Origin of the sequence: Undibacterium sp. GrIS 1.2 (assembly GCF_040544435.1) — a bacterium.
Taxonomy (GTDB): domain Bacteria; phylum Pseudomonadota; class Gammaproteobacteria; order Burkholderiales; family Burkholderiaceae_D; genus Undibacterium.
In genome coordinates this window covers 38,371-51,609 of sequence record NZ_JBEONP010000035.1, presented here as the reverse complement: position 1 = coordinate 51,609, position 13,239 = coordinate 38,371, and the positions used below count along the sequence as shown (strand labels likewise).

Here is a 13,239-nt window from a genome sequence, read left to right as displayed (position 1 = left end):
TGCCGTTGATTTTATTGAATATTCTTGTTTTAAGCCCCTCTAGTTTTGGGCTCATAACCCGAAGGTCGTAGGTTCAAATCCTGCCCCCGCAACCAATCAATTTCAAGTCCTTGACTCTTCAGACTCAAGGACTTTTTTGTTTTCTGCACATTAATTCTCCCTTGGGATGTGTAATCATCCTTAGGACGAGCAACTTAGCTCTCTCCGCCGCGCTATCGTGTCGTATCGTGTTGTCTCCCGCAGTACGATAAAAATGATGGGGATGTTAGACTGCGTTGCCGCTGTACTATCTGATCGTTTTCTGGAAATACCTCCCATGACAAATCCTAGCCTATTCAATACCCTGCCCTTGTCAGCACCATTGCTGGCCAATCTGGAAAGTCTCGGTTATTTAGAGATGACGCCGATCCAGGCAGCGAGCTTGCCCTTGATTCTGGAGCAACGTGACGTGATTGCGCAGGCAAAAACGGGGAGCGGTAAAACGGCGGCGTTCAGTCTGGGCATCCTTGCCAAGCTCAATCCACTCTATTTTGCGGTGCAGGGCTTGGTGATCTGCCCGACGCGTGAACTGGCGGATCAGGTATCGAATGAATTACGTCGCCTGGCGCGCTCGGTAGAAAATATCAAAGTCTTGACCTTGTGTGGTGGTGCGCCGATGCGTCCGCAAATCGCCTCGCTGGAACATGGCGCGCATATCGTGGTGGGAACACCGGGACGGATTCTGGATCATATCGGTCGCGGCAGTATCAATTTAAATACCGTACAGACGCTGGTGCTCGATGAAGCAGATCGTATGGTCGACATGGGATTTTATGAAGATATCTACGGCATTGTTGCGGCGTGTTCACCACGCCGTCAGACGCTATTATTTTCTGCTACTTACCCTGACGACATCCGCAAAGCCAGCGCGCAATTTTTGCGCGATCCAGCAGAAATCAAAGTGGAATCGCAACACACCGGCAGCCATATTGAACAACTGTTTTATCTGGTCACGCCAGAAGAACGCAATGCGGCGGTAGCACGCTTGTTATCGCATTACAAGCCGGTTTCGACGATCGCTTTTTGTAATACTAAGATCCATTGCCGCGAACTGGCAGATGAATTGCAAGCGCAGGGCATCAATGCGCTGGCGCTTTACGGCGACCTGGAGCAGCGCGAGCGTGATGAAATCTTGGTCCGTTTTGCTAATCAAAGTTGTTCAGTACTGGTCGCCACCGACGTTGCAGCACGGGGTCTGGATATCCAGACTCTGGGCGCAGTCATCAATGTTGATGTCTCCAAAGATACTGAAGTCCATATTCATCGCATAGGACGTACAGGTCGTGCTGGCGAAAAAGGTTTAGCGCTCAGTCTGGCAACGCCAAGCGAGAAAAAATGGGTCAAGCTCATCGAAGAATACCAGGGTCAATCAGTGCAATGGCATGAACTGGCTGAACTGGATGCGACCTCCAACACTACCCTGCAAGCACCGATGGTCAGCATCTGCATCATGGGCGGCAAAAAAGACAAACTGCGTCCCGGTGATTTGCTCGGCGCCCTGACCGGCGATGTGGGATTGAGCAAAGAGCAAGTAGGCAAGATCAATGTGTTTGAATTTATGACCTATGTCGCGCTAGACAGACAGATCGCTGAACAGGCTCTGGATAAATTAAGCCGCTGCAATATCAAAGGACGTCAATTCAGGATGCGGGCAATTTACTAATGCGAGCGTGACGCCAGCATAACCATCGATGCGAAGGTAATATCTAAAGAACACTATTTTGTGTTCTTTTTTTATATTCAAATATCATCCAGAGAATATACTCCCCCATTTTTTTATAGAAACAGCCTTATCGTCCAATTATTATATGGACATCTTTAATATACCCATGACAGTATATTCATCACTCCGTTTTCAAGCGTCATCTACATTGCTCAATAACGCAACAGCAACGTGAGCGGCATATCAGCAGCACATCAGCAGAACCCCTCACTTTTCTGCAAGAACCCTAATTTAATTATAAAAAGTATATTTCTATCCTTCATGTGAAGGATGTTAATTCGCTCAAATTCAATCATTATTTAGATGTCGAATTGAATAGAAATTTTAATAATTAATAAAGTTCGAAAAGTCATCTCTATTCAGTCGTCAGCACCGGTTTCTTGCCAGCGGCCACCACTGCTCACGATGCAGAATCATCGCTTGTAAGACATCTATTGACTTAATTTACTTACGATAGAAGGTACTTAAAATGGCACTCGATACAAACCTATTACAACAGGCGATCAGCCAAGCAGGCCTGAGCTGGCGTGTTCTTACGCCACCGGCTGGTCAACTGCCACGCGGACTGGGCTGGGAACCCTCGGACGCAGCTAGCATCCAACGCTCTTCTTTAGTTGCCCAATCGGTCACGCGCCTGCGCTTTCCGACGATGATGAGCGCTTTCTTCCCAACCAATGTGGTCGGCACGCTGAGTGCTCCTGCGGTTGCCAGCGCGCCTGCCGGATCACCCGGCGGTGCACATCCGGCATCCTTTGATTGGCGCGACCGCGGTGTAATTGGTCCGGTAACAGATCAAATGTATTGCGGCTCTTGTGTCTCTTTTGCTACCACGGGCATGACCGCAGCGATGGCAGCGATAGAACACGGGGCATTAAATCTAAATCTGTCGGAAGCAGATCAACATTTTGCCTCATCGCATGGTCCTAATTGTGGCGGCTGGAATAATGATGCTGCACTTGGTCAAATCAAAGGTCGCGGCATTGCGACCGAGGCGACTTTTCCGTACATGTCTGCATTTGACAATCCTCCAAAGCTGGCAAATCCTTCTGACCCCAATAGCTTATGGGCGGCGTACAACCGGGCTGAGGCAGATCGCGCTTTCCGTACCTATTCCATCAGCGATTACAGCGCATGGACTGGTGACTCCCGCAAAACTTACCTGTCTACCGTCGGTCCTATGGTGTGCGGTTTTGCTGTATATGAAGATTTTGATAGCTATGGCGGTGGTGTATATAAACATGTCACTGGCAAATATCGCGGTGGTCATGCCGTCATGGTCGTTGGTTATTCCGATATCGATCAGTGCTGGATTTGCCGTAACTCCTGGGGTACTGGCTTTGGTGGCGCGGCGCATGCTGACGGCACTGGCGGCGGCTTCTTCAAAATGGGCTACGGTCAATGCAATATCGATAGCGAACCCTTCTACGGCTGTCATGGTGTAATCCAACCGGCAACAGTACCGATGGTCACTGGTGTCTCGCGCAGTTTAAACAAACTGGATGTATTTACCCCCGGCACCAACCGCGGCACATATACCGCGGCAATGGAAGGTAGCGAAACCGCTTACCGTGGATGGTGGTCAGTACAAAACGGCGTTACTGCACCAAACACATTTATGCATGCGGTATCACGCAGTGCTGATAAGCTGGATTTATTTTGCATTGGTACAGATCACGGCACTTACACTGCTGCATGGCAACCCGGCAATGCGCATTGGGGTGGCTGGTGGCGTATTCAGGGCGGTGTTGCTGCACCTGGCACATCGATTCATGCAGTCTCACGCTGTCCGGATCAATTGGATGCATTCTGCGTAGGCACCGATGGTCATGTCTACACTGCCGCATGGAATCCAAGCAATACGTCATGGGGTGGCTGGTGGAAAATTGGCGACCTTAAAGTGGCACCGAATACGTCAGTATTTGCGGTCTCACGCAGCGCGAACAAACTGGACATTTTTGCAGTCGGTGCTGATATGGGGATTTATACCGCAGCATGGGAACCCGGCTTTACGTCATGGCATGGCTGGTGGCGTGTGCAAGGCGGCGTGGCAGCGCCAAATACGTCCGTCTACGCGGTCTCTCGCAGCGCAGATAAACTGGATATTTTCTGCGTTGGCACGGATCACGGCGTCTACACCGCAGCATGGGAACCTGGCTTTACTTCATGGCATGGCTGGTGGCGTGTGCAGGGCGGCGTGGCGGCACCAAATACCTCTGTGTTTGGCGTCTCTCGCAGTGCGAATAAGCTCGATATTTTCTGCGTTGGCACGGATCATGGCGTCTATACTGCAGCGTGGGAACCTGGCTTTACTTCGTGGCATGGCTGGTGGCGTGTTGCCAACGGTACTGCAGCGGCAGACACCTCCGTGTTTGCGGTAAGCAAAGGCCCGGATCAATTGGATATTTATGCGATTGGTACCGACCACAATGTCATCAGTTCACATTGGCAGCCAGGACAATCCGCATGGAAACCATGGATGCCCGTTGCAGGCGGCATAGCAGAAGGTGGCTAAGCCAATAGATAAGCAGGAGGCTGACAGTATGAACCCAGAGGCAAATCCAACACAAAACCACACCGCGCAACTTGTGGCCGGTGTGGCCGGTGCGGCGATTTGCCTGCCACTGAGTAACAGCGGCACCACCGGTTTTAACTGGGAACTTGAATTACCATCCGGTGTGACGCGCGTTGCAGATGTCGCAAGCAACGTATTGGGGGATATGCCGAGTAATGCGTCCAAAGGCATTTCTGAGGTGACGGGACAAACCAAACAGCTAGGTGATGGCCCGAACTACCAGTTATACGTGCAAGCGGATGCCGGTAGTTATCTCATTACTGCCAGACTGGTGCGCGCCTGGGATAAAGCGCATCCGATTAGCGTAATGCAGATTCAGTTGGAAGTGAAGTAAGCCTGTTGTAAATCTTGTTAAATTGAATGCGTATTTCAGACAACTGGAATACGCATTTTTTTGGTAGATCGGAAGAAGATGGCGTTCTGACTGGTGGTGCCGATCCTAATAACAAGATTAATTCCTGCTGACGCGTCGTACCTGTTTTGGCATAGACCGATGATAACTGGCTGCGGATAGTAGAAATTTTTAAACCCAAAATGTCTGCCATTTCAGTCGGCGTACGACTGTCAAATAGTAGCGGCAAAATCTTCGCTTCCGCCGGACTGAGTTTAAAACTGCGCACCATAAAATCTACCGCCGCGCCGGGCTGTTTTTGCTGATCCACCAGCATTAACATCACTGCAGAACGCGCCAGCTTGCTATTGACGGTCGTCTCTTCTACATGGGCGATGGGCAATGCAAATGCTAGCAAGCGATTTTTAAAACCACATAAAGTCAGCGGACCGCCCTCACCTGCAGCGGTCTTTTGTACCAGACCGTCCAACATACCGCCAGCGGGAACGACCTGAGGCAGCGAAGTAAAAAATTGTCGATAATCGGTATCAACAATCATTTCTTTCGCACTGGTATTAAGGCTAAGTATACGTCCAGTAGCATCAAAAAAAATCACGCCAAAATCAAGACCATCTAAACTGCGCTGAAATACCGATAACTGCACTTGGTTGCTACGCCATTGCCAATGCAACTTAAACGCCCGCTGAATATGCGGCGTCAAGCGGCATAAATGTTCGACCTCCGCGTCGGAAAAATCTGCCATATCCGGCGCCCGCAACAAACTAAGAATCGCGGGTGGAGAACCAAGGCTCTCATCACTATTTTTATCCGTCATCACACTCAGTAGCAAATGTTCCACCGGGATACGCAATAAAAACTCTTTATAAAAACGCGTCTGACGTAAATCACGCAAGCTGACTAAGTCGCTACCGCGCCCGGTCATCCTCACACGAAAATCTTCACTTTTAAACGCGGCAGGCGTCCAGGGATCATGCGGCCACCAATAATCAGCATAAGCACGTGACACAGAATCCGATAAGTTATAAGACAGATAGTAGCTATGCGCACACTGCCGCCTGTCTGCAGCGCGCAACATGGCAACGCTGGCACCAAAATACTCAGCCAGAGCCCGCAGCACGTCAGCCCAACGAGCCTCATGCCCGACCGCACGATAAAGCGTCGTCAGTAGTGCATCGTCGTTCGAGCAGGGAACAAGCGTCGTAGACATGCTGAGTCTCTTTTATATTGACGATATAAATATTACAACACCAGATGTAATTTTACAAATCTATTTAGGCCAGAAAATTAGCGGATTTTAGTGACTGGCATCAAGCTTATTTTGATCGTCTGTGTCCGATACTAATGATCAGTCTGAGTCTGAATATTCATATACTCCCCCTATAAAAATAAAAAATAAGGTTATTGTCCATACTTTCATTGGACAATTAAAATATACTAATATGGAGTATATTAATCATTAAGAATTTAAAACCTCTGGCTAGCGACGTGTTTTAAGTAGTCTAGTGTCGTGATAGGCCTAAAACCCGATCTGATCAAAAACAAAACGCCACCACTACAAAAGTAGTGATGGCGCTGAGCATTAAATCAAGCGTATTGCCTTAAAGCATAGACTAATTAATTAGCGTCAAACGTTGGCTGATCTGCAACTGTTAGTAGAAATTTATTGAGCCTGCTTCAACTGCTCCAAAATTGCAGGATTTTCTAATGTAGAAATATCTTGCGTAATTTCTTCGCCTTTTGCCAACACGCGCAGCAAACGACGCATGATTTTTCCTGAACGGGTTTTAGGTAAATTATCGCCGAAGCGGATTTCTTTTGGCTTGGCGATAGGGCCGATTTCTTTGGCAACCCAGTTACGCAACTCAGTCGCAATTTGTTTGGCTTCATCACCAATCGGACGAGTACGTTTTAAGACTACAAAGGCACAAATTGCTTCGCCAGTAGTATCGTCTGGCTTGCCTACGACTGCGGCTTCTGCCACCAGAGGATGTGCGACCAGAACTGATTCAATCTCCATCGTCCCCATGCGATGTCCGGAGACATTCAGCACATCGTCAATCCGGCCGGTAATCGTAAAATATCCCGTATCTTTATTACGAATCGCACCGTCGCCTGCCAGATACATGGTGCCGCCAAACTCTTCTGGGAAATAACTTTTCTTAAACCGCTCAGGGTCGCCCCAGATGGTACGGATCATCGACGGCCACGGGCGTTTTACTACCAAAATACCGCCCTGCCCGTTCGGCAAATCATGCCCTGTTTCATCTACAATCGCCGCCATAATCCCCGGCAAAGGCAAGGTGCAAGAACCTGGCACCAAGGGTGTTGCACCAGGCAATGGTGACATCATATGGCCACCAGTTTCGGTCTGCCAGAAAGTATCAACGATAGGACATTTTTCATTGCCGATATGCTTGTAATACCACATCCAGGCTTCTGGATTAATTGGCTCACCCACCGATCCCAACAAGCGTAGTGAAGACAAATCATATTGTTTAGGATGGATTTTTTCATCGCCATCGGCTGCTTTAATCAAGGAACGGATCGCTGTCGGCGCGGTATAAAAAATCGTCGTCTTGTGTTTTTGTATGGTGTCCCAAAACCGGCCGGCATTAGGGAAAGTCGGGATACCTTCAAACACGATTTCAGTCGCACCCGCGGCTAATGGACCGTAAGTAATGTAAGTATGGCCAGTGACCCAGCCGATGTCGGCAGTACACCAGAAGACATCGTCCGGCTTTAGATCAAAGGTCCATTTCATCGTCAGGATTGCCCATAGCAAGTAGCCACCGGATGAATGCTGTACACCTTTTGGTTTGCCCGTTGAGCCAGAAGTGTAGAGAATAAATAAAGGATGCTCCGCACTAACCCACTCTGGCTCGCACACATCGGATTGAATCGCCACCAGATCATGCATCCACAGATCGCGCCCCTCCACTACCGGCACATTGCCACCAGTGCGTTTGTAGATCACGACATTACGCACCTTCTCGCAACCACCTAAGGATAAAGCCTCATCCACGATTATTTTTAATGGCAAATGTTTGCCGCCGCGCACTTGCTCATCTGCGGTAATGACCAAAACTGCACCCACGTCCACAATCCGCTCTTGCAGCGACTTGGCAGAGAATCCGCCAAACACTACCGAATGCGTCGCACCTATCCGGGCGCAAGCTTGCATGGCAACGACGCCTTCCACCGACATTGGCATATAGATGACAACGCGATCGCCTTTGCTGATGCCGAGCGACCTCAATCCATTGGCAAATTGACAGACCTTTTGATGTAATTCTTTATAGGTCACCTTGGTCACGTCACCATCGTCTGACTCAAAAATCACGGCGACTTTATCGGCGTTACCGTTTTGCAGATTAACGTCTAGGCAGTTATAGGACACATTCAATAACCCGTCTTCAAACCATTTATAAAATGGTGCTTCAGATTCATCTAACACTTTATTGAATGGTGTGTGCCAGTGCAGATTTTCTCGCGCCAATCTGGCCCAAAAACCTTCATAATCCTGCGCAGCTTCTGCACAGAGAACCTGATAGGCATCCATCCCAGAAATAGTGGCATTGGCAGCAAACGCAGCAGGTGGGGGGAAAACGCGGGTTTCGGCTTTGACAGCGTCGAGGTCAGGCATGATTATCTCCAGCTTATTGTAATTAGTTGAGTATCGTTCTGGCTCAGTGTAAATTCAATTTACACTCACTGAGCTTGTTGCTATTGCCATAAATTACCATCAATCAACAGACTCACACATCAATGTCGATTGCAATATCTATTGAGGTGTTAACTAGTTTTATGATCGTAATGGATGCAGTCTCAAGCAGCACATTTGGTATATGAACAAGCAGTAACAGCACGAGACAATTAAGCATAGCAACTCTTTATGAAACAAGCCTTTGCAGCCAATGTTAGCGTAACTACTACAGCCATGACGATAGCCCATACCATAGGCGCAGAGACTTACTGAAGCCTTACGCTCGTACAATTTGCCTGTATCAACACTCACCATCCACGCTGTCGCCGTGTAAAATACGGGCTAATTTAGTTTTTTCCCCACCTGTGATTCTGACTATGTCAACACCTGACGCACCACGTAAACTTTCCCCTATTGCTGGCATCATTTTTTTCAGCCGTTGGTTACAACTGCCGCTGTATTTAGGTTTGATACTCGCACAAGCAGTGTATGTATTTCATTTCTGGGTAGAACTTAGCGACTTAATCGGCGCTGCTTTGGGCAATCAATCTGCGCTTGATCATATTTTGGATGCTGTCAGCGTTACCAATGCGACGCGCCCAACCAAACTTAATGAAACCACAATCATGTTGGTTGTACTTGGCCTGATCGACGTTGTAATGATTTCTAACTTGCTGATTATGGTCATCATCGGCGGATATGAAACCTTTGTCTCGCGTCTTGGCATTGAGGGTCATCGTGACCAACCGGAGTGGCTATCCCATGTCAATGCGACCGTGCTTAAAGTCAAATTGGCGATGGCAATTATTGGTATCTCTTCTATCCATTTGCTGAAAACGTTTATTAACGCCTCGGCCTATGATGCAAAGACATTGATCGCACAAACGGTAATACATATTGCCTTTTTATTGTCAGCACTGGCGATTGCTTACTGCGACAATCTGCTGACCAGAACTCAGAACGAAACGCATAAAAAACTCAGTCATTAAGTATAAAAATGCCTCAGTCATTATTTTCTGTCGTGTACATGGCGATCACCAAGCTGCCATGCGTGCGACACAAATGCGATACCAATAAAACATAATTACGACTTCACATTTTTACCTAACAACACCGATTTTCTTACTTAGCCAAGAGCCATATCATGACAGTCATTAAACAAGACGACCTGATCGAATCCGTTGCCGCTGCTTTGCAATACATCAGCTATTACCATCCTGCCGATTACATTGCCCATCTGGGACGTGCATATGAAGCGGAACAAAGTCCTGCGGCCAAAGATGCCATTGCACAAATCCTGACCAACTCGCGTATGTGCGCGGAAGGCCACCGTCCGATTTGCCAAGATACCGGCATCGTCAACGTATTTATGAAAATTGGTATGGGTGTGCGCCTGGAAGGCTTCACCAGCTCCATCACCGATGCAGTGAATGAAGGTGTACGTCAAGGCTATGCCAATGCAGATAACGTCTTACGCGCATCGATCGTCGCTGATCCGTTGTTCGACCGTAAAAACACCAAAGACAACACCCCTGCTGTAATCCATATGGAACTAGTACCAGGCAATACGATTGATATTCAGGTCGCAGCCAAAGGCGGTGGTTCTGAAAATAAATCCAAATTTGTCATGCTCAATCCGTCCGATTCTCTGATTGACTGGGTGATGAAAACCGTCCCGACCATGGGTGCAGGCTGGTGTCCGCCGGGCATGCTCGGTATCGGTATTGGTGGTACTGCAGAAAAAGCTATGTTGATGGCAAAAGAATCCTTGATGCAAGACATCGACATGTATGAATTAAAGCTGCGTGGCCCACAAAACAAAACGGAAGAACTGCGCATAGAACTCTGCGACAAGATCAATGCTCTGGGCATTGGCGCACAAGGTCTCGGCGGATTGACTACCGTGCTGGACGTCAAGATCAATATGTATCCGACTCACGCAGCATCGAAGCCAGTCGCAATGATCCCTAACTGCGCAGCGACACGCCATGCGCATTTTGTAATGGATGGTTCTGGTCCTGTCTATATGGATCCGCCATCGCTCTCTACCTGGCCAAAAGTACAGTGGACAGCGGATACCGAAAAATCCAAACGCGTTGACCTCAACACCCTGACCAAAGAAGAAGTCGCCTCCTGGACGCCGGGTCAGACATTGCTGCTCAACGGCAAAATGTTAACCGGTCGCGATGCTGCCCATAAGCGGATTCAAGACATGTTGGCCAAAGGCGAGAGCTTGCCAGTCGATTTCACGAACCGCGTCATTTATTACGTTGGTCCGGTCGATCCGGTACGCGACGAGGCCGTTGGCCCCGCAGGTCCTACCACCGCGACACGGATGGACAAATTCACCGACATGATGCTGGAAAAAACAGGCTTGATCTCGATGATCGGTAAAGCAGAGCGTGGCCCGGCCGCAATCGAATCCATCAAAAACCACAAGTCAGCCTATCTGATGGCGGTGGGCGGAGCGGCTTACCTCGTCTCTAAAGCAATCAAAACTGCAACCGTGGTCGGCTTTGCCGATTTGGGCATGGAAGCGATTTATGAGTTTGACGTAGTTGATATGCCAGTGACGGTTGCGGTCGATTCTAACGGTACCTCAGTGCACAACACTGGTCCTAAAGAATGGCAAGCCAAGATTGGCATTATCCCGGTCACAAATTCTTAATCTCGTTAACAAAATACGCCTATGAATGTAAAAATTGACGCAGCCATAGGCGTGTTTGATTCTGGTATCGGCGGTCTGTCGGTACTTCAGCATATCCGTAAAGACCTTCCCAACGAACATCTGATCTACTTCGCCGATTCTGGATTTGCGCCCTATGGCGACAAACCGGAATCGCTGATTGTAGAACGCAGTCTAGCCGCCGCACAGTTCTTGACAGAACAAGGCTGTAAAGCGCTGGTAGTCGCCTGCAATACCGCCACTGCCGCGGCGATTAAAGCATTACGCCACACTTATCCCGATCTGATACTGGTTGGGGTAGAACCAGGCTTAAAGCCTGCTGCACAACAAAGTCAGAACGGCATCGTCGGCGTATTGGCGACACAAGCAACACTGCAAAGTGAAAAGTTCATCGCCCTAAGAGATCAGTTAACGGCAGAAACCGGAACACGCTTTTTTTCACAAGCCTGCGTAGGCTTAGTCAATCAGATTGAAAAAGCCGAACTGCATTCAGCAGAGACCGTCCGCCTGCTGCACCAATACCTAACTCCGTTATTGCAGCAAGGTGCAGATACGATCGTACTTGGCTGTACCCACTACCCGTTTGTCGCTGAGCTGATTTTAAAAATCATTGCTGAATTCAACACCAGTAATCCACAAACTAGCGTGAAATTAATCGATACTGGCAAAGCAGTCAGCAAACAATTAACGCGCTTGTTGGCGAGCAATGTTGAACACGCGACTAGGGCCGTATCAGATTCAAAAGCAGCACCAGATTCGAACTCACACTCCATTATCGACACAGCAAACAAGTTAATTGTCTACACCACAGGCAGCTCAACGACATTGGCATATGCACTTGACCGACTACTTCACATCAAAGAAAAAGACCGAGAAATTATGCATTTATCGGTCTCTTCCAAACTCGCTAACTAGCGAAACTCCTTACGCCAGCAGCGCAGCTACGGCTTTGCCATACTTAATCGTGGTTTCTGCCGGCAGCCAATTACCCGTAGATTCCTGGCGACCTTGTAATACAAAGCGAGGATGTACCTGAGCTAAATTGTCAGCAGCCTGTTTAGACAATTCTCCGATCTTGCCTTTTTTAAGCCGGTTCACCACCAGACTCAATTCGGTCTCTGAAAAATCGCGCAGCATATCGTAGTCACCGTCGCTATCGCCAGCAACAAAGATCGGACCATAGCCCTTCTTCGCGACCAGTTCCCGCTTGATCACTTCGGATTTTCCTGGCCCCCAATTAATCGGCCAATCCTTGCGATAGACATTTTTAAAAATCTCGCCGTCCTTCTCTAAACGTAATCCCAATACGTTCTGACGTTCGACATGAAAACCATATTTGGGCTGAGTCGCAAAGACGGCAACCACGTCTTCCAAAGACGCTGTGCTGACATATACATCAATACCGTGGCTGCGGAACGCGCTCATCAGACTGGCGATCTCGGTCGCCAAACGTATTCCATGAAAATGGCTGGTAGTGATCACACCGGCCTTGCCAGACAAAGCAAGGGGGCTCGTATATTTAGTCTTGGTCAGACTCATGCCAAGGTTAGCGTCGTTGGACGCCTCAGCCAATTTGCTCAGATCGGCGACACTCATATTGGTGAAGAAATAGATAATCCATGGATAACCGACCGCAACTCCGTGGGTATCATTAATTGCCTCATATAAGAAATACAGCTTGGCGCGAAAATCCTGGAACTGTTCTGTCTGGGTAATTTCTTCCAGCGATTTATTGCCGTTCATGAGTTTGAAATTCGCATTCAAAAATGCGTAATCAGCATCCAGATCGCTGCAAATAGATTCTAAATCTACGACATTACCTGCGGCATTTTTATAGTCCGCCATAAATTTTCCGGCGGGGACATTTTGGCGAATAATCGCAGAGAATTCTGTCGGTGTCAGCTTGAAGGACAAGGTGTTGATCTGATACATCAACAAAGCCTCTTCACAATCATTCATGATGCTAGTGTTATCCCAATCAAATACGGCGTAGGGACGGCGTTTGGCAGAGTATTTTTTTGAGGTATTGCCATGTTTAGCAATCAACGCTTCGATCAACTCTCTGTTACGCGGTGACCATTTAGCGCTATCGATACTGACTTCAAAGACTGCACGCAACGGTTTGGTTTGCGCTTCTGCGCTAGCAACCATACCTACACTTGCC

The 13,239-nt window shown here is 48.4% G+C and carries 9 protein-coding genes; 6 read left to right on the top strand and 3 right to left on the bottom strand.

All coding sequences use genetic code 11. The features are described 5' to 3' along the window. Nucleotides 1–316: 316 nt before the first annotated feature. The 3 genes from dbpA to AAKU61_RS15260 all read left to right on the top strand — a co-directional run bounded on the left by dbpA (nt 317) and on the right by AAKU61_RS15260 (nt 4,668). Entirely contained in the window at nt 317–1,702 is a 1,386-nt protein-coding gene (gene dbpA / locus AAKU61_RS15270) for an ATP-dependent RNA helicase DbpA (protein ID WP_354333599.1), read from the top strand. Between the two features lie 529 nt (nt 1,703–2,231). Further along, complete coding sequence (locus AAKU61_RS15265; RefSeq protein WP_354333597.1) at nt 2,232–4,274, top strand: C1 family peptidase; 2,043 nt, start codon at nt 2,232–2,234, stop codon at nt 4,272–4,274. A gap of 28 nt (nt 4,275–4,302) precedes the next feature. Further along, nucleotides 4,303–4,668 (top strand): hypothetical protein, encoded by a 366-nt coding sequence (locus AAKU61_RS15260; protein ID WP_354333595.1) that lies wholly within the window; start codon nt 4,303–4,305, stop codon nt 4,666–4,668. Here AAKU61_RS15260 and AAKU61_RS15255 read toward each other — a convergent pair. Then, nucleotides 4,634–5,893, bottom strand: a complete 1,260-nt coding sequence (locus AAKU61_RS15255; protein ID WP_354333593.1) for a helix-turn-helix transcriptional regulator — start codon at nt 5,891–5,893, stop codon at nt 4,634–4,636. The genes AAKU61_RS15260 and AAKU61_RS15255 overlap by 35 nt on opposite strands. Before the next feature lie 453 nt (nt 5,894–6,346). Further along, nucleotides 6,347–8,329 (bottom strand): acetate--CoA ligase, encoded by a 1,983-nt coding sequence (gene acs, locus AAKU61_RS15250; RefSeq protein ID WP_354333591.1) that lies wholly within the window; start codon nt 8,327–8,329, stop codon nt 6,347–6,349. A gap of 437 nt (nt 8,330–8,766) precedes the next feature. Between acs and AAKU61_RS15245 the strand changes: the two genes are divergently transcribed. From AAKU61_RS15245 to murI, 3 genes are all read left to right on the top strand, one after another. Beyond that, a complete protein-coding gene (locus AAKU61_RS15245) occupies nt 8,767–9,378 on the top strand; it encodes a TIGR00645 family protein (RefSeq protein ID WP_354333590.1) in 612 nt (203 codons plus the stop codon). Between the two features lie 155 nt (nt 9,379–9,533). After that, complete coding sequence (locus AAKU61_RS15240) at nt 9,534–11,057, top strand: fumarate hydratase (RefSeq protein ID WP_354333588.1); 1,524 nt, start codon at nt 9,534–9,536, stop codon at nt 11,055–11,057. 21 nt (nt 11,058–11,078) lie between these two features. Beyond that, nucleotides 11,079–11,990: a glutamate racemase gene (murI, locus tag AAKU61_RS15235; RefSeq protein ID WP_354333586.1), complete on the top strand. Its 912-nt coding sequence runs from the start codon at nt 11,079–11,081 to the stop codon at nt 11,988–11,990. A gap of 9 nt (nt 11,991–11,999) precedes the next feature. Here murI and AAKU61_RS15230 read toward each other — a convergent pair whose 3' ends face one another. After that, a complete protein-coding gene (locus tag AAKU61_RS15230) occupies nt 12,000–13,226 on the bottom strand; it encodes a haloacid dehalogenase-like hydrolase (RefSeq protein WP_503012620.1) in 1,227 nt (408 codons plus the stop codon). Nucleotides 13,227–13,239 lie beyond the last annotated feature (13 nt).